The organism is Runella sp. R0.1_18, from assembly GCF_057652155.1.
Map to the genome: position 1 here is coordinate 55,563 of NZ_JBYFCK010000006.1, position 25,415 is coordinate 80,977.

Here is a 25,415-nt window from a genome sequence, read left to right on the forward strand (position 1 = left end):
GGTTTGTACTTGCCTCTATCCAATGAAAAACACCTTTCTCTCTCTCCTGTTAATAGCGTTTTTGCTAGTCAGTAGCGTATCGTTTGCCCAAACAAAAATCGTGGCTACAAAGTACAATTCGAAGATTGACGTTACGATTAATAATAACTTTTTCACGAGCTATATTTTTTCTCAGGACGAAAAATACCCCTTTTTCTTTCCCGTCAACGGCCCTTCAAATGCCAGTGTGACGTCGATGAGAAATGGAAATTATCCGCACCATAGCTCTTTGTTTTTTGGGTGCGACCGAGTCAATGATGGTAATTATTGGCAAGAAGGGTTAGAGAAAGGACAAATCATCGCTCTTCGCACCGACATCGTGCAGTCGGGTGGAGAAAAAGTAGTGATTGAAAATGAATGTATCTGGCGACGTCCTAATGCTAATGCGCCCGTAAAAGACTTTAGGACTATCACCATTACAGCGCCGTCGAAAGATTTATACCAAATTGATTTCGATGTGACGATGGAAATGCTCATGGATGTGACGATTTTGAAAACCAATCACTCGCTCTTTAGCGGACGAATGGACCCAGATTTGGCCGTCATCAATGGCGGAACGATGGTGAATGCTGAAGGTAATACGGGAGAAAAGGGGACATTCGGCGTGAAATCACCGTGGATTGATTGTTCTGGCAAACGCGGTGACAAACTAGAAGGAATGACTATTATGCAGCATCCCTCTAATCCTTGGTATCCGTCGCCTTGGTTTACGCGTGACTATGGTTTTTTTTCACCAACACCCATGTATTGGCCGCAAGATGACAAAGCTACGGTGTTGAAAAAAGGTGAAAAGCTATCGTTGCGTTACCGCGTTTTGGTGCACGCTGGCGACCATAAGGCGGCCAACGTCGCTCAGTTATTTGAAAAATATAAAAGTGAATAAACCTTGGTCAGACGACAGTCAGACCACAACAAAGTAATCTTTTGGGTCTGACTATCGTCTGACCCGAGCAAATCAAATTGGTCAGACGACAGTCAGACCACAACAAAGTAATCTTTTGGGCCTGACTATCGTCTGACCCGAGCAAATCAAATTGGTCAGACGACAGTCAGACCACAACAAAGTAATCTTTTGGGTCTGATTATCGTCTGACCCGAGCAAATCAAATTGGTCAGACGACAGTCAGACCACAACAAAGTAATCTTTTGGGTCTGACTATCGTCTGACCCGAGCAAATACAATACTTATGGCATTTATTCAAACTATGCGTTGGTTTGGCCCCAACGACCCCGTTTCGTTGATGGATATTCGGCAGGCAGGGTGTACGGGTGTGGTGTCGGCACTTCACCAAATCCCCGTTGGAGAAGTGTGGAGTGTGGAAGAAATTAAGCAACGTATTCAACTCATTGAAGCAGATAATCATCGCTATACCCGTCTTACGTGGGACGTAGTAGAAAGTTTGCCTGTTCACGAAGACATCAAAAAAGGGCTGCTCAGTCGAGAAAAGTACATCGAAAACTACAAAATCTCGCTGCGTAATTTGGCCGCTTGCGGCATTAAAACGGTGTGTTACAATTTTATGCCAGTACTCGACTGGTCGCGAACAAATTTGAATTATCAGATGCCTGACGGTTCATTGGCATTGCGTTTTGTATGGGAAGATTTTGCGGCTTTTGATTTATGTATTCTAAAACGACCCAATTCCGAAGCCGATTATTCGGAAGAAATTCAGGCCAAAGCCCATGCTAAGTTTGCCAAAATGAGTCCAGAAGAAATCGCGACGCTTCAAAATACGGTACTTTTGGGCTTGCCAGGCTCGAACGAAGCCTTTGAGTTGGCTACTTTTCAAGGGTTGTTAAACAATTACAAACACATAGGTGACAAAGAGTTACGCCAAAATCTCTACTATTTCATCCAGCAAGTAGCCCCCGTAGCGCAGGAAGTGGGCGTCAATCTCTGCATTCATCCCGACGACCCCCCGATGCCATTGCTTGGGTTGCCGCGTGTAGTGAGTACCGAAAGTGATTTGGCGCAACTTATGAATGCGTGTGATGTTCAGGCCAATGGGATTACATTTTGTACAGGCTCTTTGGGAGTGCGTGCCGATAATGACCTAGCAGGAATCGCTGAGCGGTTTGGACACCGAATCCATTTTGTGCATTTGCGGGCTACAAAACGTGAAGAATCGCTTGATAATCAATTGATTTTTCACGAAGCCGACCACCTCACAGGAGATGTAGATATGTATGCTGTGGTGAAAGCATTTGTGTTGGAAAGCAAAAAACGAAATGAACTAGGATGGCCTGATGTCCACATTCCGATGCGCCCCGATCATGGGCATCAAATGTTGGATGATTTGAATAAAACAGGGAAAGATAAATCATACCCAGGCTACTCGGCAATTGGACGCTTGAAAGGGTTGGCGGAGTTAAGGGGCTTGGAGATGGCGATTGAGAGAAGCTATCAAGAAAGAGGCAAGGCTAAAAAAAGCAGTCAAACATCTTTACCAAATCCCATTTAAGCGACCGATGTTGGGTAAAAGATGCCACCCCGCTGGGGCTTGCTAGTGAACCTAATTCATCTTTTCTACTAAGATATAGCTCCTCTGGAGCAAAACTTAGGAGCTTTTGATTTTCATGCGTTTAATCTGTTTCTAAATAGAAATCATCCAATGAAAAAAATATTTTTTATACTCTCATTTTTGTTTCTAGCATCGGCAGTCTTCGCCGATGATGGTTCGCGGCTTTGGCTCAAGTACGACTTGCTACCTGATGCCCAGCAACGGGAAGCTTATACAAAAATGACGCAATTTGTGGCGGTCAATTCATCGCATCCGACCATTAAAGTGGCGGTACAAGAGCTAGAAATGGGGTTAAAAGGTTTGTTGGGAAAAGCTCCCGCTCTTCTACAAACCGCTACGAAATCGGGTGGAATTATCTTGAACGTTGCCCCCAATTCTCCATCCAACTTACCCCAAGATGGTTTTGAGTTGTTTTCGGAAAAAGGCAATATCGTTATTTCGTCTAAATCAGAAGCAGGTGTATTATACGGTGCGTTTGAGCTACTTCGGTACCTTCAAACGGGGAAATCGTTGACAAGCCTTTCGGTGAAAAGCAGCCCTAAAATAAAATTACGGATGCTGAATCACTGGGACAATGCCAACGGAACCGTCGAGCGCGGCTACGCGGGTTCGTCGATGTGGAAATGGACTGAACTTCCGTTTCGGATTGATCCGCGTTACATTACTTACGCCCGCGCCAATGCTTCGTTGGGGATTAATGCTACGTCAATCAATAATGTCAATGCCAGTTCGCGCTTTTTGACCGAAGAATACCTCGAAAAAATCAAAGCCGTGGCCGATGTACTTCGCCCCTATGGCATCAAAGTGTTTATTTCGGTCAACTTCCGTTCGCCTCGCACCTTAGGAGGGCTTAAAACCTCTGACCCACTCGATCCTGAAGTGCGTAAATGGTGGAACGAGAAAACCAAAGAAATTCATCGCTATATCCCTGATTTTGGGGGCTATTTGGTCAAAGCCAACTCCGAAGGAGAGCCAGGTCCGCAGGATTATGGACGTACCCATGCTGACGGTGCCAATATGTTGGCCGAAGCCATGCGGCCGTTTAGCGGAATTGTTATTTGGCGGGCGTTTGTCTATAATGCCGATCCAAAAGGCGACCGTTTTAAAGAAGGTTATGCCCAATTTAAGCCGTTGGATGGCACATTTGACCCCAAAGTGATTGTGCAAGTCAAAAATGGCCCTATTGATTTTATGCCGCGTGAGCCTTTCCACCCAATGTTTGGTGCTTTTCCAAAAACAACCTTGGGCATGGAGTTTCAGATTACACAAGAATATTTGGGGCAGTCAACGCACTTGACCTACCTCGCCCCCATGTTTAAGGAATGTTTGGACACGGATACTTACGTTAAAGGAAAAGGAACGACCGTAGCTAAAATTGTAGATGGAAGCGCGGAAAACCATTCACTTTCGCTCATGGCGGGGGTTGCCAACACAGGTTCGGACGCCAACTGGTGTGGCCATCCGTTTAACCAAAGCAACTGGTACGCATTTGGCCGTTTGGCGTGGGACTATACACTTTCGTCGGAACAAATCGCGGAAGAATGGGCCCGCATGACGTTGACCCAAAAGTCGCAATCGGTACAAAAAATTACAGACATCATGCTCAAGTCACACCCGATTTACGTGAGTTACACGTATCCGTTGGGGACGTCGCACATGATGGGAGAGGGGCACCACTATGGGCCTGAACCGTGGCTTACCAAAGCCGCTCGCCCCGACTGGACTTCGATTTATTATCACCGTGCCGATTCGATTGGTTTGGGCTTTGACCGAACTGGAAAAGTGAGTAATGCACTTCAGTTGTACAGCCCTGAAGTTCACCAACTTTGGGGGAGTCCTGAAAAATGCCCACTCGACTACTTGCTTTGGTTTCATCACGTACCTTGGACCCAAAAACTAAGCACTGGACGTAGCCTTTGGGATGAGCTTTGCCACCGTTATTATGATGGTGTCGGGCAAGTTGGGAAGCTGCAATCGGCTTGGGAAAGTGTGAAGTCAGATATTGATAAAGAGACGTTTGAGGACGTGAAAGGGCGTTTGCAAATCCAAGAAAAAGAGGCGTTGTGGTGGCGTGATGCTTGCGTGCTGTATTTTGGTGAATTTTCAAAATTACCGATTCCAAAACCGCTTGTGCCTCCTACTCGAACCTTAGATGAGGTGAAGAAATTGACGGAGATTTATCATTTACGGTAACGTCAGAGACGTTAAACCATACCCGTCCCGACAAGATGTCGAGACGAGATTGGCAATCTGTGTGAAAAAGAAGCAATCCAAAAAATTACCAAATAAATGAATCCGATTTTTTCGTTAGAGGGCAAAATCGCCCTCATTACTGGCGGTGGTAGTGGTATTGGCAACGCCATCGCAAAATGTATGATTGCCGCAGGAGGAACCGTCGTAATAACTGGTCGCCGCGAAACCCCGCTTCAAGAAGCCGTGGCAGAGCTGGGCGAGAAGGCACATTATGTGGTAAACGACGTTACTGATTTATTGCAATTGGAGGCGTTGGTAGAACACATCGAAACCACGATTGGCCCCATTGACGTGTTGGTCAACAATGCGGGTATCAACATGAAAAAACCTGCACTGGAGGTTTCAGACGAAGATTTCCACCGAATCATTCATACCAACCTAAGTGCCGTATTTTCCCTCACTCGTGCTTGTGCCAAACGCATGGTGGCGCGCCAAAGTGGGTCTATATTAATGATTTCATCCATGGCTGCCTATTACGGTATCGACCGCGTGGTTGCCTATGGAGCTTCTAAGTCGGGCGTAGAAGGGATGGTACAGGTACTTACCTCCGAATTTTCTAAGTTCAACGTTCGCGTCAATGCTATTGCCCCTGGGTTTATCGAAACCGCCATGATGAAAACCGCCATGAGCAGCGACCCTGACCGTATGAATAAAGCCCTCGACCGTACTCCAATGGGTTATTTTGGTAAGCCCGAAGACATCGGCTGGGCAGCAGTCTATTTGTCGTCGGAGGCAGCCAAGTACGTGACAGGCGTTTCACTCCCTGTAGATGGAGGCAATTCGATTGGTTTTTAGGCGCATCCGCACTTCTGGTACGAAAAATGCGTTTAGGTGGTTAAAGTCACTTTTACAACCATTTACCATCACATGAGAATTGGATTATTACTATCGGTTTTGTTATTGTGGGCGCAAACGCTTTTGGCGCAAGCTACGGTAGCCGTTGCGGCCAAAGATTCGTTGGATATTTTTAAAGAAGGCGCGCCTGCGTCGGTCTTGGAGGCGTACAACGCGCTTTGGAACGATGCCGCTCATAAGTCATTTTGGAACGAGTTTCAACAGAAATTTGCGGCAGATTTTGATGCCAAAAAACAATACGAATTACTCTTTTCCCAAAACATCGACGTTCGAGAAATCGACCTTTTCAACCAACGCCGCAAGCAGCAAGAGTTTCTAAAAAATTACCCTGACGCGGCCAAGCTTTCAGAACCGTTCAAACGATATGTCGAAAACACGATCCGTTGGAACTACTGGTATTGGGTGCTCAACCACGCCGTGGCACGGAGTAATGCCGATACCAAAAACTTGAAAATGTCGTCGTTGCCTGCCGTCATGACCGAAGCATTGGAACCTAAAAAAATCGTGAACGAAGAAGCCTTCCTAACGGCTTCGTACCGTGATTTTTTGGTGGTTTTTGTGACGTATTTCAACTCGCGTGACCATGCCTTTAATAAATATGCCGACATGGGAGCGGCCATGAACGATAAATCGGCTTTTGCCAAAAAATACCTTGGGGGCTCGCAGGCATTGTCCTATTATTTGTGCCGACTCATGCGCGAAACATGTGCTAATACGCCAAAAGATGCCGTAGTGAGCACGTTGGATTTGTTGAAAACGACGCCGCAATCGGAAAAGTACACCCGTTTGGCGACCGAGAAATGCAACGAAGTCCTTACGCGTAAAGAGGAAAAGAAACCCGCCGAGGTGGCTTCAAAGGCAGGGAAGGAAGATGAACTTATCATGCAAAATGCCGAAGGAAAAACGTTTCGTTTGTCAGACTTCAAAGGGAAGGTCGTTTATCTTGATTTTTGGGCGAGTTGGTGCGGGCCGTGTCGTGCCGAATTCCCTCATTCCAAAGCCATGCAAGAGAAGTTGACCGATAAGCAGAAAAAGAAAATCGTGTTTCTTTATGCCTCCATTGACGAAAAAGAAGAGGCTTGGAAAAAAGCATTGGAACAACTTCAATTACAGGGTGAAAATGGTCACGTAAAACCCGCTGATAACGCCGCAATGTTGCGTAAATTGATGGTGACGAGCATTCCTCGCTACGTGATTATTGATAAAAATGGTAAAATAATTGCCCCCGATGCGCCACGCCCGAGTTCACCTGATACCCTGAACGAATTGTTGAAATTGATTGACAACTAACCCTTTTACTATAAATAATGCAATTCAAGTACGTTGGAATTTTGCTGCTTTTGGCGGCCGCTCTTACTGGACAAGCACAGAAAAAAACGCCGATTTCGCAACCATTGGTGTCGCATATTTTTACGGCAGACCCATCTGCTCACGTTTTTAACGGTAAAATTTACATTTACCCGTCGCACGATATTGAATCTGATACCAAACGCGATGACGATGGTGGGCATTTTGACATGAAAGACTACCACGTTTTTTCCATGGATGCCATCGACGGCAAGGTAACAGACCACGGCGTAGCGCTTGATATTAAAGATGTTCCGTGGGTGAGTCGTCAGCTTTGGGCGCCTGATGCTGAGTTTAAAAACGGGACGTACTACCTCTATTTTCCTGCCAAAGATAAAGAGGATATTTTTCGTATCGGTGTAGCGACGAGCAAAAAGCCTGAAGGGCCTTTTGTAGCTGAAAAAGAGCCAATCAAAGGAAGTTATAGCATCGACCCGTCGGTTTTTAAGGATACAAACGGTAGTTATTACCTCTATTTTGGCGGAATTTGGGGCGGCCAACTTCAACGCTGGAAAGGAAACACGTATTTGGGAAAAACGGACTATCCCAAAAAAGGAGAAGTAGCTTTACTGCCGCGAGTTGCCAAGCTATCGGCCGATATGAAGAGCTTTGTTGAAGAAGTAAAAGAGGTGAAAATTTTGGACGAAAATGGCAAACTGCTCATGGAAGACGATAAAGATAAACGATTTTTTGAGGCAGCTTGGGTACATAAGTACAACGGTAAATACTACTTCTCGTATTCTACGGGCGACACGCACAACATTGCTTATGCCGTTGGAGATAATCCTTATGGCCCTTTTACGTACAAAGGAATTGTCCTAAAACCCGTGCAAGGTTGGACAAATCACCATTCGATTGTGGAATTTAGAGGAAAGTGGTACCTGTTTTATCACGATGTGCAACTTACGGGAAAAACACACCTGCGCAACATCAAAGTCACTGAATTAAAGCACAATTCGGATGGCTCTATTCAGACGATTGAACCTTATAAATAACTTTGCTTTCGTTTCTTTAACCTATCGTTAACGGCCTTTTGCAAGTCATCAACTTGCGAGAGGCTATTGTACTATTCAAATCATGAGGATTTTAAAAACTGTCCTTGGAATTTTGCTGTTGAGCCATGCCCTGTGTGTGGCTCAACTTCGTTTGCCACGCCTCATTAGCGACGGCATGGTGCTTCAGCGTGACCAATCGCTGCGGCTGTGGGGCTGGGCATCACCCCAAGAAAAAGTGAGCCTTTTGTTTAAAAATAAGCAATACAAAACCCAAGCCGATGCCACGGGTAAATGGGAAATTAAGCTACCCGCCCAACCCGCAGGAGGTCCTTTTGATTTGCTTTTTCGGGGACAAAACGAAGTGAAAGTCAGCAATGTACTTTTTGGTGACGTTTGGATTTGTGCGGGGCAGTCAAACATGGTGTTGCCGATGGAACGCGTAAAAGAAAAATACCCCGAAGACATTGCGTCGGCCAATTACCCCGAAATTCGATTGTTTTTTGTAGCTACTTTGACTGATTTGCAAAAAAAACGGGACGATTTTCCGTCGGGAAGCTGGAAAGTGGCCAATCCCAAAGACGTGCTTCAATTTTCGGCTGTTGCGTATTTTTTTGCCCGAAATCTGTACGAAAAATACCACGTTCCCATTGGTTTGATAAATTCTAGCGTAGGCGGAACTCCCATCGAAGCGTGGATTGGCGAGGAGGGACTGACGAAGTTTCCAGAACTGACCGCTACTTTACAGAAAAATAAAGATAGCCTTTACATAAAGTCATTGCTGAAACAAATGGCCGCGACCAATACCCCCCGAAAATCGCGAGACAAAGGCATGCGTGAAACAGTTCCTTGGTATTCAGCAGACTACGTTCCGAAGGGCTGGCGGCGAATGAACGTGCCTGGCTACTGGGAAGACCAAGGCATCAAAGACTTGAACGGGGTAGTGTGGTACCGCAAAGAAATCGACGTCCCTGCTTCGATGACGGGCATTTCGGCTAAATTGTTTTTGGGGCGAATTGTGGACGCTGATATTGCCTACATTAACGGCAAGCAAGTGGGAAACGTTACCTATCAATACCCACCCCGCCGTTACGAAATTCCAGCGGGAGTATTGAAAGAAGGAAAAAATATCCTCGTCGTGCGGGTGGTCAACCAAGCGGGCAAAGGGGGATTTGTCCCTGATAAAAACTATTCATTGGTAGCCAACGAGCAAGTGCTTGATATTAAGGGGGATTGGTGGTGTAAAGTAGGTGAGGTTTTTCTTCCTACAAAAGACAATGGAGTGAATTTCTCGGCTCAAAACCAACCTTCATCCTTATTCAATGCCATGATAGCGCCGCTGGTATCGACCGCTGCCAAAGGTTTTTTATGGTACCAAGGCGAGTCCAATACGGGAAATCCTGGGCCTTACCGCGATTTACTTCCTGCGTTGGTGCAAGATTGGCGCAGTCGTTGGGGGCAGGGTGACTTACCTTTCTTTGGGGTACAATTGGCCAATTTTATGGAGGTCGATTACTTGCCGTCTGAAAGTCAATGGGCTGTTTTACGCGAGGGACAGTTAAAACTATTATCGGTTCCCAATACAGCTTTGGCGGTCACGATTGACCTCGGTGAATGGAACGATATTCATCCATTGAACAAAAAAGACATTGGGTATCGCTTATCATTGGCTGCCCAAAAACTAGCCTACGGTGACCAAAACGTGGTACATTCGGGGCCACTTTTGGCCTCAGCCACGCCCGAAAATGGTAAAATTCGACTGCGTTTTGACCAAACAGGCAGTGGCATTATTTCCAAAGACGACGAAGAACTGCGCTGGTTTGCCGTAGCGGGCGCTGATAAAAAGTTTGTGTGGGCGCAAGCGCGAATTGAAGGGAAAAACGAAATTGTCGTTTGGAATGACGCTATTTCTGCACCTTTGTACGTACGTTATGCGTGGGCAGATAACCCCGAAAATGTCAACTTTTACAACAAAGAAGGTTTACCCGCTTCGCCCTTCCGAACCGACGAACCTGCAAGACGCTAATGTAGGCGAGACTTTGCAAGTTTTCAAAACTTGCCAAGTCTTCACAAAATACGGCGATGCAGGTTTTGAGAAACCCTTTGCACGGTCGGGCTTTGAGCAACCCTCCCCACACCTCATCACTTAACTCTCATAACTCATCACTAAGAATATTCATCACTAATAATCATGAATTCAATCCGCTTACTTTGTCTTTTTTTAGGCGTGTCCCTTGCGAGTTTTGCTCAAAAGCAACCTTGGAACGGGAAAAAATGCGCTGTAGTGCTTACCTATGACGATGCCCTGAACGTTCACCTCAATAATGCCATTCCCGCCTTAGATTCGGCGGGTTTTAAAGGTACATTTTATATTTCGGGCTCATTTCCAGGCTTTACCCAGCGCTTGCAAGATTGGCGAAAAGCGGCTCAACGCGGTCATGAGTTGGGAAACCATACCTTGTATCACCCCTGCGATGCCTCATTGCCTGGGCGTCAGTGGGTTAACCCTGAAAACGATTTGAGTAAATACACGCTCAAACGCATCACCGAAGAAATCAAAGTGACCAACGTACTTTTAGAAGCCGTGGATGGGAAAAAAAGTCGGACGTTTGCGTACACCTGCGGCGATGCCAAGGTGGGAACACAGTTTTTTATGGATGGCCTCAAGGGAGAACTGATGGCGGCGCGTGGTGTACGGGGCGAAATGCACTCTGTGGATCAGATTGATTTGTATAACACCGATGGTTATATTGTCAACAACGATTCAGGGGAAAAGATGATAGCGTTAGTCAAAAAGGCCATTGAAACCAATACCTTACTCGTTTTTGTATTCCACGGGGTGGGAGGAGAGCATTCGCTGGATGTTTCGTTGGCTGCACACCGAGAGTTGGTTCACTTTTTGAAACAACACGAAAAAGATATTTGGGTAGATACACTGCTTGGGGTCGCTGAATATATCAAGTCAGTCAGAAAGTAATGTGAAACGGTAGATTGCTTTAAATAAATAAAACAACCTCTAAAGAATATACCCATGGTAAAGCTGCTACTTCCGTTATTTTTTGTTAGCCGAGTTATTCTGGCTCAAACTCTCGAACCCGTTGCTTCTAAGGTATATCAATGGTCGGCTTTAGAGGTAAAACAAAGACCCAAAGGAGAGTTTCGTAGTATTTTGGAAGGTACTACTCCCCACTTCAAGTTATTTAAAGTACACGCTACAACGGTCAATCCCAAGAGCCGTATGCGTGATACAGAATACACCCAAGAAAACGAAGAATTGATTATTGTCAAAGAAGGAGTATTGACGGTAACGGTCGAAGGAAAGACGAAAGAGTTAAAGCCTAGAGGAATTGCCTTGTTGATGTCGGGCGATAAGAGAAGCCTAGTCAACAACAGCGACCAACCCGTTACGTACTATGTATTTCAGCTCAATTCGGTTGAACCGCTTGACATTGAACGAGGAAGAAAAGCGGGTGGCTCACTGCTGCTCAATTGGGATGAGACTGAATTTAAAGGCCATGATAAAGGTGGACGACGAAACTTTTTTGATCGCCCGACAAGTATGAGCAAGCGATTTGAAATGCACGTAACAACTCTTTCTGGGAACTGGATGAGCCATCCTGCTCACCGTCATCCCGCTGCTGAGATTTTATTGTTGGTCAATAGCCAAGAAGGAGAAGCAGATAGCCAAGCCAAAGAAACCATTGATGGAGTTTGGCATGAATCAAAAGTGGGAGATATCATTTTCCTTAATTCAAACGTTCCACACGGTCTTCAAAATACGAGTAAAGGTTCGTGTACTTACTTTGCGTTTCAGTTTGAGTAGGTTTAAGCAGAGGCTATTTGCCATGGCAATCTACTCATTCCCAAAAAATTAGAAACATACGGTTGTACTAACTGTGAGAAAAAACCGTTTGTTATGCGTAAAAATTGTACATTTCGGATGTAATTTTACATCTGCCCAATAATTAAACGTGTAACAACTAACCTTAAAAACTATGATGAATCGCAGAGACGCAATCGCGCGGGTGGCCCTTCTCATGGGAGGAACTCTTTCGGCGCCTTCGTTGATGGCTTTTGGCGAAGGAACCCCCGCAAAACAGGCGGTAGGCGCTGCTTTTAGCCTAACGAGTGCGCAGAAAACCCTCGTTGCCGAAATCGCAGAGCACATTATTCCAAAAACCAGTACTCCAGGGGCCAAAGAAGCAGGCGTAGGACCTTTTATTGAAATGATGTTGGCGGATTGTTACAAACCGCAAGAGCAACAAAACTTTTTGGACGGTTTAGCAGACCTCGACGAAAGAGCAACCAAAGCCCACAGTAAGAAATTTTTGGAAACCTCGTCGGCCGAGCAAGTCGCTATTTTGAAGCAAGTCGAAAAAGATACGATTGAATTGATGAAGAGCGCCAACGTACAGCAAGTAAAAGTAGGCGACAACGTGGATAAGGAAGTGGTAAGTTCTAAAAAGCTCAAAGGAACACCGTTTTGGCGTTTGTTGAAAGAATTGACGCTATTTGGCTACTTTACATCCGAGCAAGGTGCGACGCAAGCCCTTGAATATGTGCCTATTCCTGGGCGTTATGATGCCTGTATTCCGCTCAAACCAGGCCAAAAAGCCTACGCGCTTTAATTTTTTAAATTCTCCAAATTTCAATTCAAGAGTCCAATGTATTTGAATATAGATGCACAAAAAGAGTTGACCTACGATGCGATCGTCGTAGGATCAGGAATAAGTGGCGGCTGGGCTGCCAAAGAATTAACTGAGCGTGGCTTGCGCGTACTTTGTATTGAGCGCGGTCGCGACATCAAGCACGTCGAAGGTTACGAAACGGCCATGAAAGCGCCCTGGGAGTTTGCTCACCGTGGACGTCCTGATAATATGGCGGCTGAAGAGTATTGGGCAGGAATGCGTACGGGCTACACAGCCAATGAAGAACACCGATACTTGTTTGAAAACGATAGCAAAAACCCTTACCTCGAAACCCGTCCGTTTGACTGGATTCGCGCCTACCACACAGGAGGTCGTTCGTTATTGTGGGGACGTCAAAGCTACCGTTTCAACGAAGAAGATTTCATGGCCAACGGAAAAGAAGGTGTTGGGGTTGATTGGCCAGTACGTTACAAAGAAATTGCTCCTTGGTACGACTACGCTGAGCGTTTTGCAGGTATCAGTGGTTCGAAAGATGGCCTTTCGGTACTTCCAGACGGACAGTTTTTGCCAGCAATGGAGCTTAACTGTCTCGAAAAACACGTGAAGTCGGAAGTAATGAAGAAAATGGGTCGTACAATTACGATTGGACGAGTGGCTCACCTTTCAAAACCACAAAGCTGGCATACCGCCCTTGGACGTGCTGCTTGTCAGTACCGTAACATGTGTATGCGCGGCTGTCCGTTTGGGGCTTATTTCAGTACGCAAGCGGCGACGCTGCCAGCGGCGATGAAAACCAAGCGTTTGACGTTGGTCAATAACAAGATTGTATCCGAAGTAATTTATGACGAGAAAAAAGGCCGTGCTACGGGCGTTCGTACCATCGACCAAAATACCCTCGAAGTAAAAGAATACTACGCAAAAATTATTTTCTTGAACGCTTCGGCGATTCCGTCGGCGTCTATTCTGCTTAATTCTAAATCAAGCCGCTTCCCCAATGGTTTGGGTAACGACAGCGATCAAGTAGGACGCAACATCATGGACCACCATCTTGGAGTAGGTGCTTCGGGTGAGTTTGATGGTTTCCAAGATCAATACTACTTCGGGCGTCGTCCAAACGGGGTTTATATCCCTCGCTACCGCAACTGGGGTAACGACAAGCGCGATTACTTACGCGGATTTGGTTACCAAGGTGGTGCAAGCCGTAGCGGTTGGGGACGTGGCGTAGGTATGGAAGGCTTTGGCGCGTCGTTCAAAGATGATTTGAGCAAAGTTGGCGGCTGGTCGATGGGTATTGGTGGTTTTGGTGAAGTATTGCCAAATGAAAACAACCGCTTTACCTTACACCCAACCAAAAAAGACAAATGGGGAATGCCAATTGTGGTATTTGACGCCGCTTACGGTGAAAACGAACGCAAGATGCGTAAAGACATGGCCAACGACGCAGCAGAAATGCTCGAAGCGGCAGGTCTTAAAAACGTTCGTTCGTACGATGACACCAGCAAAAACCTCGGAATCGGTATCCACGAAATGGGAACGGCACGTATGGGTAAAGATCCTAAGACGTCGGTGTTGAACAAAAATAACCAGTTGCACGATTGCAAAAACGTCTTCATGACCGACGGTGCATTCATGACTTCAGCGTCTTGTGTGAACCCATCGTTGACTTACATGGCATTTACGGCACGTGCTTCTAAGTTTGCGGTAGATGAGTTGAAGAAGAAAAACCTCTAGTTTTCGAGCGTTTTACCGCTTTTAGGAGCCCAGTTACTTCGGTAGCTGGGCTTTTTTGTGTTTTGGTATATCTATCTCTTATGTATTTAGTGTGGGTAAAATATAACTATTTGAATGTTTTGTTGATTTTATGGCTATTGTATTGAGAAAGAAAATTTTGATAAAGTGATTAAAAACAGAATAAAATAAAAAATATAATAATTTTAATATATTCTTAAATAATTCAACGTAAACAAACTTAAAAATCAAAAATTTGCAGTTTTTTACTAATAAATACTCAAAAATTATACTAAAAATTTGGATGTTTACAAAAATAGCTCCATGTTTGTATCGGAAAACAAAACCACGTATTGCCCACCTTAAACAAAATAATATTATGCAAAAGCTACAATTACTTGTTTTATGTTTGTTTTCAACTTTTTTGGCTTTTCCTAAGGGAATTGAGGAGAAAAAGTCAGACGCCAAAACAGAAACTAAGACCGAAGCTAAAGTAGAAGCTAAAACGGAGGCTAAAACCGAAGGAGAAGAAGAGAAGAAGGGGTCGTTTACATTTTCGGGATATATCGACTCTTATTATAGCGCCAATTTCAACAAACCAGCTTCACGTTCAAACTTGGGTGCATACTATGCTCGCGTGTTTGATCAGAAGTCAGGACAAATTTCGTTGGGTTTGGTACAAACAAAAATGCAATACAGCAACGAAAAGTCAGATGTAGTGATTGATTTGGCTTTCGGTCCAAACGCTGACCTTGGTAACTACGGAAACTTGCTCGGGCCACTAGGTTCAGGAGGTACATCATTGGCCATCAAACAAGCGTACTTTAACTGGAAAGCATCTAGCAAATTGACATTCACGGCGGGTCAGTTTGGTACCCACATCGGTTATGAAGTAATTGATGCCCCAGTAAACTTCAACTATTCATTGTCAAACCTCTTCAACAACGGCCCATTCTATCACGTTGGGGTAAAAGGTACGTATGCTTTCTCTGACAAAGTGTCTTTGATGCTTGGTTTGGTAAACAACGTAGATAACTTGAATGATAACAACCGCAAAAAAGGCTTTATTTCTCAGTTGTTTGTGAATCCTGCTAAAGGATGGAATGTGTATTTGAACTTCATCAACAGCAACGAAGCAAGCACTGATGACCAAGGAAATACACCAGATGCTCACTACCGCGTATTAGATTTGGTGACAACACTTCAGGCGACAGACAAACTTTTGATTGGAGCAAACGCAGCCTTTGGTTCACAAAAAGGCTCTTACCAAGGTGGCGCTGTCTTGACAGAGTCAACCCCTTGGGGTGGTGCAGCGGGTTACTTGAGCTACGCCGCTACTGATTTGTTTAGCATTGGTGCGCGTTACGAATACTTCGACAACACGGCAGGTGCTCGTGCGCTTCTTAACCGTCTTGGCAACGGAACATCGGTAAATTCATTGACCCTTACTGGAAACTTTACCGTAGCTGATGGCCACTTGTTGATCAAGCCTGAGTTCCGCATGGATTCATACAAAAAATTGACAGGTGCTGGTGAAAGTGGACAACAACAATTTGAAGATTCAAAAGGTGCTTTCACTAAAAACGCACAGTCAACGCTTGGTTTAGCACTCATTTACAAGTTCTAATAATTGATTCCTATTTTAAGTGGAGCCTTCAACGCCTCCACTTAAAATCCTTGATAACTATTTAAAGTACAACCAAAACCAGTCAAGTAAATCTATGAAAAATTTAATCCCACTCGTGATTTTGCTGGTAGTTAGCCTCTTAGGAGTCTTAATGCCAGCTATCCCAACCCAAATTGTAACCGAAGGGTTAAATTCAGGCGACATGGCCTGGATGCTTGTTGCTACGGCGTTCGTATTGTTGATGACACCTGGCTTGGCCTACTTCTACGGAGGTATGGTAAACCACAAAAACGTTATCTCAACAATGCTTCAGAGCTTTATTGCAATGGGCGTAATCAGTATCGTTTGGGTTGTAGTTGGTTTTAGTTTGGCTTTCGGTGATTCAATCGGTGGCTGGGTAGGAAACCCTATGACATTCTTTATGTTCAATGGTGTATTAGACGGAAAGCCTTGGTCATTGGCGCCTACTATTCCATTGGCATTGTTTGCATTCTTTCAATTGAAATTTGCGGTAATCACGCCTGCGCTTGTTACAGGTTCGTTGGCAGAGCGTATTAAATTCCGTTCGTATATTTTGTTCATGGTGTTGTTCAGCATTTTCGTATATGCTCCTTTGGCACACTGGACATGGCACCCAGAAGGTTTCTTGTTTAAGCTTGGTGTACTTGACTTTGCGGGTGGTACTGTAGTACACATGTCGGCAGGTTGGGCAGCGTTGGCGGGTGCGTTGTACTTGAAGCGTCGTCGCTCACACGAAGAAGCAAACTTTTTGCCACCAGCCAATATCCCTTACGTATTGTTAGGAACAGGTTTGTTGTGGTTCGGATGGTTTGGATTTAACGCAGGTTCGGCCGTAGGTGCAGGTCCATTGGCAGTTTCAGCCTTGGCAGCTACCAACACAGCCGCTGCTGCTGCAGGTTTGGCGTGGGTATTGTTTGATACAGCAAAAGGTAAAAAACCATCGGCCCTTGGTTTCTCAATTGGAGCCGTTGTAGGTTTGGTTGCGATTACACCTGCTTGCGGATTTGTTACTATTCCACAATCAATCTTCATCGGTACTATTTCATCAATGGTATCAAACTACTTGGCACACCTTCGTACCAAAACTACTTTGGACGATACGCTTGACGTATTCCCTTGCCACGGTGTAGGTGGTATGATGGGTATGGTTATGACGGGTATCTTTGCTTCAAAAGGAGTAAACGCAGCCGTTGTGGACGAAGGATTAGCTTACGGAACATTTACCCTCTTCAAAAACCACATGATTGCCCTTGTGTTGGTGTCGGTATTCGCTTTTGTAATGTCTTATGTTATTTTAATGATTACAGACTTCATCGAGCCACTTCGTGTATCAGAAGAAGACGAGAAAGTTGGGTTGGATATTAGCCAACACGATGAATTCTTGGTAGAAGCTTAAAAACCAAATAGAAAAGTTACAACGAGACCACAGAGGGCATGCCCTACTGACTGTGGTTTTGTTGTACTCGTTGAAGCTACTGGCATTGCTGGTAGCTTCATTTTTTTTGTAGCCTAGAATAGGGTAAAGCTACAATAGGCTCTTCCGTTTGGAGGGCTCTATTTTTTTGTGGGTGGAGTCAAGAGGAGATAGAAGATAGAGCTATTTGGGACTTAATCTGTATCAATTCGCCCAGAAGACTCGTTTCTTTGGCTAGTTCCTTTTCTTGTAAGTGATGTGCAATACTAGCAATGGCAACGTTTAACGTTTCAATCTCCGTTTTGCGTTTGTTAATTATATCTTGGTAAGTAGAAATCAACTGACCGTCAGAATGCTGGCTGATTAGCAAAAGGCTATTTAGTACCTCTTCCGTCCTCAATGAGATGCCTTGGGTTGCGGCCACCGCGATACATTCGTTAATGATTCTCTTGGCGATACTCAGTGCCGCTGGATTACGATAGAAAATCCCATTATCAATCTCTAATAGCGGACAAACTGAATTAAAGACACAATTGACGATGGTTTTTGACCATACTTTAGCATGGATATTCGGCTCCGTTTTAAACCTGAAATTCGGCGTATTTATTTCATCAACAATCGCCTGTAAACCCTCAGGGCTTCCATCAATGATCCCGACCGAAGAATCTGATACTGGCATAAACTGTAATTGGTTTTCTGACAGAGGCTGGGACGTTGCAAAAAGAACACAGCGGTAGATTTGTGGAAAATTATTTTCGATAAATGGTTTTTCCACGTTTAGCCCATTCTGTAAAATTAAGATTGGAGTATCATTGATTTTGGCTTGTAGCTTTTGGGCAATTGCGGCATTTCCGTACGACTTATTGGTTAAAACAACAAGGCCATTCAGTTCTGAGTAATTGCTTATCGTGCTTACGAGTACTTTTGCCTTTACAACTTCGCGATTTTTTAAGAAAACTTCAATGTGTTCCGTGTAAGCCGAATGGTCGTCGAGGTGTCCGCGAAGTAAAACAACTTCTTTTCCTTCATGTTGTAAAAAAGCTGCGAGGGCTTTGCCAATGGCGCCTGCTCCAATGATGAAAATGGTCTTGTTGTTCATAATTTGTCAAAGCGTATATGAGCCTATAAAATCTATTGGGTATTACTGACCCTCTATTATTTGACCTTCGTGTTTAGATTGCTGTGTTTTGCACCGTAAAGAAAATAAACAGCAATCCCTGCTAGGCTCCATAGTACTAATCTTAACCAAGTGGACGCATCGAGGCTAAACATAAGGAGTAGGTTAAAGAGAAACCCCGCCCCAGCAACCAGCGGTAAATTTTTTACTTTGTACGGCCTATGAAGCGCTGGTTGGGTTTTTCTAAGAACGAGTACCGCAATGCAAATCATAGAAAACGCAAACAAAGTGCCAATGCTTGTCATTTTTGTTGCTTTTTCTATTGGGGTAGAAGCTGCTATCAACGAAGATATGAATCCCAACAAAATGGTACTTTTCCACGGTGTCTTAAATCGAGGGTGAATGGTTGCAAAAATTTTTGGTGGCAATAACCCGTCAAGAGCCATGTTCATAAATATTCTTGTTTGTGAAAGTAGCATTACCAGCATGACAGAAATCAATCCAATAACGGCAGCAATGGTAATCAGTAATGATGCCCATTGCAGACCAACCGCACTGAAGGCCGATGCTACAGGAGCACCTAAGTCTAAGTCGGTATATTTGGTCATGCCAGTTAGGGTCAATGAAACGAGTATGTACAGCGTTGTACAGATAATCAGTGAAGCTATAATGGCAAATGGAATATCTTTGGTTGGGTTGATGGCTTCTTGCGATTGGGTGGAAACGGCATCAAAACCGATAAATGCAAAGAAAACAAGACCCGCCGCAGTGATTACGCCCGAAATTCCATAATGACTTACTCCTGAACTATCAATTAATTTCTCGGGAATGAACGGCTGCCAGTTTGCAGGATTGATGTATAAAAAACCTGCTACGACAACAAACAGTACTGCCGCTACTTTGATGGAAACAATAATATTGTTGGTTTTGGCTGATTCTTTGATACCACGAACAAGTATATACGTAACAACCCAAATAATGAGCGCTGCGGGAAGGTTGATGGAGAACCCTGGCGGATTGTACCCTAATCTGATGGCTTCTTCTTTGGCCGTAATAGGGTCATTGATTAACCAAGCGGGTATAGTATGAATTCCTGAAAGGAGCAAAAGTTTTGTGAAGTACTTTGACCAACTAACCGCAACAGTGGTAGCGCCCATCATGTATTCTAAGATAAGGTTCCACCCGATAAACCAAGCAAAGAATTCACCGATGGTGCCATAAGAGTAGGCATAGGCCGAACCAGATACGGGTAATATACTTGCAAATTCGGCATAACAAAACGCAGCAAGCAGACAGCCTATGCCTGCCAATACAAATGATAATGCTAAGGCGGGCCCAGCGTATTGGTTGGCCGCAACGCCTGTCAGCACAAAAATTCCGCCGCCAATGACAGCCCCGACCCCAATAGCGGTAAGCTCCCATTTGCCGAGTGTCCTTGTTAACTGACTAATTTTAAGGTCGTTTTGATAGGCTTCAAGTGGTTTTTTTCGGAAAAGTTTTTTCATTTTTATCGGAATAAGGTTAGAAAGTAGTTAAAGCAAACTCAACGGCTGCCTGTGCATGAATGAGGGTAGTATTGAAAACAGGGACAGCAATGTCTTCCTGAGAAATGAGTAAGGGGATTTCGGTACATCCTAGAACGATACCTTCTGCACCTTGTTCAATGAGCCTATTTATGATGGCAATGTATTCTTGTTTTGTACTTTGAAGAAGAGTCCCCTTACCCAATTCGTGCAAAAGAGTTTGTTCAATAAAATCTATTTCTGCTTTAGTAGCAGGTATGATTACTTCCAATCCTTCTTCGGTAAGCTTCTTTTTGTAGAAATCCAATTCCATGGTATAAACTGTACCCAGCAAGCCGATTTTTTTTAACTGTCGCTTATGAATAGCATTGGCCGTAGCGACTCTGATGTCGATAAGAGGTAAACCTACTTTTTGGGCAACTCGTTCTGCAACAATATGAGCCGTATTTGCCCCAAGTAGGATAACTTCAGCTCCCGCATCTTTTAATTTTGATGCAGCGTTAGACAACAACTCGAAAGTGGCCTCCCAGTTATAATCAGCGTTGTATGAGCTGAAGTTTTCAAAATTTACCGAGTAAATTATACATTCAGCAAAATTCAGGCTACCTAATTTTCTATTGGTTTCTTCATTGATAAATCGGTAATAATCCAGCGTTGAAGTCCAACTTATGCCGCCTACAATCCCTATCTTTTTCATCTTTTTGCTCAGAAAGTTTTATGGTAAATTCAGTGAATACACTCGTTTGATTAATAATGGATGGCTGTTAGTAGGTATCAGGAACTTTACTAGAAAAATAAAACACAAAATATACCGAACGGTATATTTTTGGTTAAAAAAATTAATGCTTCAAATTCACGATTATTTTTTCCAGAAAATTCATCGCAATCTTAAGTTCGGTTAAGCTACCAGTTACTTTGGCTTGCATGAATGCCCCTTCGATCAACGATATTAGAATAACGGCAACTTCAGCAGGGTCGGTATCTGGTTTTATTTCCCCTCGGGCTATTCCTCGTTTGACCTGATTTTCTACCGATACTTTCCAAAAAGAAAGAGCATTGGTAACTTTTTCTTTCAAAAGGGGATGAGTGTCGTCTGCTTCGGTTGCCGTATTCAAAATGGGGCAACCAGGTCGTAAAAAAGGTATTTTTAAATAATTACGATATACAGCTGGATAAACAAGTAATCGTTCGATGGAATTGTCGGTTGCCATTAATTTCTCTTTGATGTATTCATTGACTTTAGTATGGTTATAATCAAAAACCGCTAGCGCAACCTCGTCTTTATTTTCAAAATTGCCATAAATGCTACCCTTCGTTAATCCTGTCGCTTGGATAAGGTCATTGATGGATGTCCCAGCGTATCCTTTTTCATTAAAAATAGGGGCCGTTTTTTCAATAATAAATTGCCTAGTTCTCTCTGCTTTGGATAGTGTCTCATTCATAATGATGCAAATATAATACGCAAAAAATACCGAACGGTATTTTTTGCGTAAAAATTTATTTTGACCATGGATTTAAAGTAAAACCAGTAGCTGCTGTCGGCTATTTGGGCAGTACTACCTATAAAATTGACTATTTCTGCCTATGTTTTAGGGTTTTGGCATCAAGTAATTTTGCATTCATAATTTTTACAGCAATACAAACTATGAAACGTTATTTGATGATTATCTTACCAGTTCTACTTTTGACTGGTTGCAAAAAAGACAATGTAGATCCTAATCCGACTACGACATGTCTCGGAGAAAATGCAATTAATGAGGGAATTATTCCTGCTTCGGCTGTGAAAGCCATTATTGATTCTTATACCTCCGAACAACTCCCAGGGATTACATTTCTGGCACGTAAAGGGGATAAATATTGGCAGTACAACAGTGGGATGCTCAACAAAGATTCAAAGAAGTCAATGAGACCGTGCCTAGTATGGCCTGGCTACAGCATCACTAAAATGTACACAGCCACCGTTATTTTAAAGCTCGCTGAACTTGGGCAAATTTCGCTTGATCAAAAAATCAATACTTGCTTACCAGCCAATTTGCTCTCCAAAATTCCTGATGCTAACAAAATAACCATCCGAATGCTGCTGAATCACAGTTCTGGAATTGAAGATTATTGGCATAATGCTGAGTATGTGGATGGTTACGTGGAAAATCCCGCCCGCACCTACGAGGTGAGCGATTACTTGGAGGCAGGTAAGAGACGCTTTTTTGAGCCAGGAACCGATGTTTATTATTCCAACACCAACTACCTTATTTTGTCGCTCATTATCGACCACATCACCAATCAGAGGCACGAAATATCCTTTCTTAAATACATTTATAATCCACTTGAACTTTCGGATACTTTCTATAAAGAATTGCCTACAAACCTGCTAATAGATACACCACGTTTGTATGCCGATGTCGAAGGGGCGGGTAGGCTAATCGACTTTACGGATTTGTCTTACGTGCAATTTCGCAACGAATCAGGATCCAATAGCATTTTTGCAACACCCAAAGATTTTGTGGATTTCATCCATGGTCTCTCGCATGGTAAACTACTTAATGCACCCTATTTCACAGAAATGAAAAAAGAATATACAGGCGATACCAGTGCGGATGTATATGGTTTAGGATTAGAGTTTTACGAAAAAAATGGCTCCAAAATGTATGGGTATGCTGGTAGTAGTTTTGGGGGAAGGACGCTCTTACTCTACAATCCCAAAACAGACGTTAGCTTCTTTATTGGCGTCAATGCGGGCGCTGAACTCGGAGGACCTGTGTTGGAAAACATTGCGGCGATGATGGAAGAAATTGCCACTAAACTGGCCAATTAATCGCTCTCAGGTACAATACTTGTTATATTTGAAACTATGAGAGTGTCCGCCTTATTTATATTGTTTCTGGTAAGTAGCCTGCGCCTTGTTGCGCAGGTGATTACGTTGTCGGATACCATTCAAAAATATACCATCTCTTACCCTTCTTACCTCGAAGATCCTGATGCTTCTTTCACGGTTGGACAGGTTGAAAAAGTAGCGTTTGTGAAGTCTAAAGACAAAGTTCCTGATTTTCTTGGGAATTTTTCGGAAGCGATATGGTATAAATTTGACGTGGTAAACCAAAGTCGGACCGACGATTGGTACCTTGAAATCAAGGGAGGGTTTATGCACCATCTGACCGTCTATCAGCAACATAAAACGGGCACTTTTCGGGCATTAAAGCTAAGTGGCGATGACGATTTTCGGTCGAGGCCCGTGTTTTCAAATAACCTCGTTTTTCCAATTTCCGTGGCTTCTGGCGAAAAATTGAAAATTTACGTGCGGGCTACCAGTAAAACGCTCATTCGGACTTCCATGAGTTTGAACACAATGCAGAAGTTGTACGAAGACAATATCCGCATTTCCTACGGAGATGGCTTTTTTACGGCCGTCGCGGTTGCTTTGTTGTTGTACAACTTGTTTGTTTATTTTTCTTTGCGCGAGAAAGTCTATCTCTATTACATTGGGTATATATCTACCGCTATTTTACACACCAACTTAGTAGCAGGCCATGTACAATTGTTTTTGCCTTGGCTTGATGTGTTGAATACAACCACGATACTTCCCGTTATTTCCTTCTTTAGTATTTTGTTCACCAACTCGTTCTTACAAACCCAAACGTACGCTCCTTTCATTCATAAAATCCGCTGGCCTCTGATTGTGCTCTGCCTCCTACCGCTGGTATTTTATGCGTTTGAGGGCTACCGATTGGCCATCCTTTTGGCAGCTATTTTTATCTTTATCCTCTTTATTTATTGGCTTATTGCGGGTATTTGGGTGTATAGTAAGGGTTTTGCACCCGCCATTTTCTACATCATTGGTTTTGGTGCGTTGGTACTGATGAGTGTGGTGTTTGAATTGAAAATGAAAGGTTGGTTGGAAGAAAGCTACTGGACAGACTCTGCCCTTTTCATTGGCGCAGCCATAGAGGCCGTCATTCTTTCTTTTGCGCTTGCTGATAAATTCAATTTTTACAAAAAAGAAAAGGAGCGTTTGCAGGAAGAAGCCTACCGCCAAACCACTCGTTTTGCTCGGGAACTGATCAGTATGCAGGAAGCTGAACGAAAAAGAATCGCTTCTGAACTGCACGATGGACTAGGGCAAAAGCTAATCCTGATTAAGAATAAAATATTACGAGCGGCGCAGCCAGGGGCAGCGGCTTCTATTCACTTGTCGGGGGAGGCGTTATCGCAAAATGTCGCTGAGGCAATACAGGAAGTTCGGGATATTTCGTACGGATTGAGACCTTACCAGCTTGATTTACTGGGGCTGAGTAGTTCTATCAAAAGTTTGGTTGAAGAGACCCTTGACGCTGCGCAGATAGACTATCAAATTCATTTAGACAATGTTGATCAGCTTTTTGATAATAACGCGCAGATTAATATTTACAGAATTATACAAGAGTGTGTCAACAACATTGTGAAACATGCGGCGGCGGCTCAAGTATATGTACACATAAAACGTGAAAGTGACCAAGTTAAAATCATTATTAGCGATGATGGGGTTGGTTTTAATCATCAACTCAACCACGCAGGCTTCGGATTGAAAGGGATAAAAGAACGCTTACAAATTTTGGAGGGAAAGATGACCGTGACTACCCACCAGCCTAAAGGTACACTGTTTGAATTTGTCATTCCTCTGTTAACTGATACGACGTATGGACAATGAAAAAATTAAAATACTGATAGCGGACGACCACCCGATTTTTTTAAAAGGTTTGCAAGAAGTGATTGAAGACAAATCGCACTTAGAGGTGGTTTGTAAAGCAGACAATGGTACGGAGGCGATTCGTTTGGCACTAATTTATGACATTGATATGGCTATCTTAGATATAGATATGCCTGGGGCTAATGGATTGCAAGTAGCTGAACAGATTCTGGCCAAAAAACCTGGGGTAGCTATTATTTTGCTTACTATGCACAAAGCAAGGGATGGTTTTTTGAAGGCACTAGAAATAGGGGTGTCGGGCTATGTGTTGAAAGAAAACGCCGTGGTGGACATCATCAATGCCATCGCAGCCGTCAATCGTTACCAGTCGTATATCAGTCCAGAAATGTCGTCGTTTTTGTTGAAACACAAAAACCGCAATCGAAACGATGTCTCTTTCCGACTAGAATCACTCACTCCCTCCGAAATGAATATCTTGGAAAAAGTGGCTCAGTATAAGTCCACCAAAGAAATAGCCGAAGAGTTGTTTATCAGTGAAAAAACGGTTTCCAACCACCGAATGAATATTGCCAAAAAATTAGACCTTAGCGGTAAAAATAGCCTACTTCGCTTTGCTATTGAGCACATAAGTGCCTAATTATAAGCAT

Annotated in this window: 20 protein-coding genes; 16 read left to right on the forward strand and 4 right to left on the reverse strand. The window is 43.7% G+C overall.

Annotation, left to right across the window (positions count from 1 at the left end):
- The first annotated feature begins 22 nt into the window (after positions 1-22).
- The 13 genes from AC23P2_RS12505 (at position 23) to AC23P2_RS12565 (ending at position 17,429) form a co-directional block, all read left to right on the forward strand.
- Positions 23-922 carry a DUF6807 domain-containing protein gene (locus tag AC23P2_RS12505; protein WP_487773508.1) on the forward strand — a complete coding sequence of 300 codons (900 nt, stop codon included), beginning with the start codon at positions 23-25 and terminating at the stop codon, positions 920-922.
- 304 nt (positions 923-1,226) lie between these two features.
- On the forward strand, positions 1,227-2,501 hold the full coding sequence (uxuA, locus tag AC23P2_RS12510; RefSeq protein WP_487773509.1) for a mannonate dehydratase: 1,275 nt from the start codon (positions 1,227-1,229) through the stop codon (positions 2,499-2,501).
- A 150-nt stretch (positions 2,502-2,651) separates the two neighbouring features.
- Positions 2,652-4,754: an alpha-glucuronidase family glycosyl hydrolase gene (locus tag AC23P2_RS12515; RefSeq protein WP_487773510.1), complete on the forward strand. Its 2,103-nt coding sequence runs from the start codon at positions 2,652-2,654 to the stop codon at positions 4,752-4,754.
- Between the two features lie 96 nt (positions 4,755-4,850).
- Positions 4,851-5,609, forward strand: a complete 759-nt coding sequence (locus AC23P2_RS12520; RefSeq protein ID WP_487773511.1) for an SDR family NAD(P)-dependent oxidoreductase — start codon at positions 4,851-4,853, stop codon at positions 5,607-5,609.
- A gap of 72 nt (positions 5,610-5,681) precedes the next feature.
- A complete protein-coding gene (locus tag AC23P2_RS12525; RefSeq protein ID WP_487773512.1) occupies positions 5,682-6,959 on the forward strand; it encodes a TlpA family protein disulfide reductase in 1,278 nt (425 codons plus the stop codon).
- A 17-nt stretch (positions 6,960-6,976) separates the two neighbouring features.
- Positions 6,977-8,011 carry a glycoside hydrolase family 43 protein gene (locus AC23P2_RS12530; RefSeq protein WP_487773513.1) on the forward strand — a complete coding sequence of 345 codons (1,035 nt, stop codon included), beginning with the start codon at positions 6,977-6,979 and terminating at the stop codon, positions 8,009-8,011.
- A gap of 82 nt (positions 8,012-8,093) precedes the next feature.
- Positions 8,094-10,034 carry a sialate O-acetylesterase gene (locus AC23P2_RS12535; RefSeq protein WP_487773514.1) on the forward strand — a complete coding sequence of 647 codons (1,941 nt, stop codon included), beginning with the start codon at positions 8,094-8,096 and terminating at the stop codon, positions 10,032-10,034.
- A gap of 165 nt (positions 10,035-10,199) precedes the next feature.
- Positions 10,200-10,985 (forward strand): polysaccharide deacetylase family protein, encoded by a 786-nt coding sequence (locus AC23P2_RS12540; protein WP_487773515.1) that lies wholly within the window; start codon positions 10,200-10,202, stop codon positions 10,983-10,985.
- A 54-nt stretch (positions 10,986-11,039) separates the two neighbouring features.
- Entirely contained in the window at positions 11,040-11,831 is a 792-nt protein-coding gene (locus AC23P2_RS12545; protein ID WP_487773516.1) for a cupin domain-containing protein, read from the forward strand.
- 172 nt (positions 11,832-12,003) lie between these two features.
- Positions 12,004-12,636: a gluconate 2-dehydrogenase subunit 3 family protein gene (locus AC23P2_RS12550; RefSeq protein ID WP_487757320.1), complete on the forward strand. Its 633-nt coding sequence runs from the start codon at positions 12,004-12,006 to the stop codon at positions 12,634-12,636.
- A gap of 36 nt (positions 12,637-12,672) precedes the next feature.
- Positions 12,673-14,388 (forward strand): GMC oxidoreductase, encoded by a 1,716-nt coding sequence (locus tag AC23P2_RS12555; protein WP_487773517.1) that lies wholly within the window; start codon positions 12,673-12,675, stop codon positions 14,386-14,388.
- 376 nt (positions 14,389-14,764) lie between these two features.
- Entirely contained in the window at positions 14,765-16,012 is a 1,248-nt protein-coding gene (locus AC23P2_RS12560) for a porin (RefSeq protein WP_487773518.1), read from the forward strand.
- A 94-nt stretch (positions 16,013-16,106) separates the two neighbouring features.
- Positions 16,107-17,429, forward strand: coding sequence for an ammonium transporter (locus tag AC23P2_RS12565; protein WP_487773519.1), 1,323 nt, complete (start codon positions 16,107-16,109; stop codon positions 17,427-17,429).
- Between the two features lie 178 nt (positions 17,430-17,607).
- On the opposite strand, the gene AC23P2_RS12570 is transcribed toward AC23P2_RS12565, so the two are convergent.
- The 4 genes from AC23P2_RS12570 to AC23P2_RS12585 all read right to left on the reverse strand — a co-directional run bounded on the left by AC23P2_RS12570 (position 17,608) and on the right by AC23P2_RS12585 (position 21,529).
- On the reverse strand, positions 17,608-18,546 hold the full coding sequence (locus AC23P2_RS12570; protein WP_487773520.1) for a ketopantoate reductase family protein: 939 nt from the start codon (positions 18,544-18,546) through the stop codon (positions 17,608-17,610).
- 56 nt (positions 18,547-18,602) lie between these two features.
- Positions 18,603-20,069, reverse strand: a complete 1,467-nt coding sequence (locus AC23P2_RS12575) for an APC family permease (protein ID WP_487773521.1) — start codon at positions 20,067-20,069, stop codon at positions 18,603-18,605.
- A gap of 16 nt (positions 20,070-20,085) precedes the next feature.
- Positions 20,086-20,784 (reverse strand): aspartate/glutamate racemase family protein, encoded by a 699-nt coding sequence (locus tag AC23P2_RS12580; protein WP_487773522.1) that lies wholly within the window; start codon positions 20,782-20,784, stop codon positions 20,086-20,088.
- 142 nt (positions 20,785-20,926) lie between these two features.
- Positions 20,927-21,529, reverse strand: a complete 603-nt coding sequence (locus AC23P2_RS12585) for a TetR/AcrR family transcriptional regulator (RefSeq protein WP_487773523.1) — start codon at positions 21,527-21,529, stop codon at positions 20,927-20,929.
- 203 nt (positions 21,530-21,732) lie between these two features.
- Here AC23P2_RS12585 and AC23P2_RS12590 point away from each other — a divergent pair, with 203 nt between their 5' ends.
- Genes AC23P2_RS12590 through AC23P2_RS12600 form a run of 3 tightly spaced genes read left to right on the forward strand, consistent with a single transcriptional unit; the run spans position 21,733 to position 25,405 of the window.
- Positions 21,733-22,899 carry a serine hydrolase domain-containing protein gene (locus AC23P2_RS12590; RefSeq protein WP_487773524.1) on the forward strand — a complete coding sequence of 389 codons (1,167 nt, stop codon included), beginning with the start codon at positions 21,733-21,735 and terminating at the stop codon, positions 22,897-22,899.
- 36 nt (positions 22,900-22,935) lie between these two features.
- Positions 22,936-24,768: a sensor histidine kinase gene (locus tag AC23P2_RS12595; protein WP_487773525.1), complete on the forward strand. Its 1,833-nt coding sequence runs from the start codon at positions 22,936-22,938 to the stop codon at positions 24,766-24,768.
- Positions 24,758-25,405 (forward strand): response regulator, encoded by a 648-nt coding sequence (locus tag AC23P2_RS12600; protein ID WP_472488088.1) that lies wholly within the window; start codon positions 24,758-24,760, stop codon positions 25,403-25,405. Before AC23P2_RS12595 ends, AC23P2_RS12600 begins: the two co-directional genes overlap by 11 nt.
- The last annotated feature ends 10 nt before the right edge of the window (positions 25,406-25,415 follow it).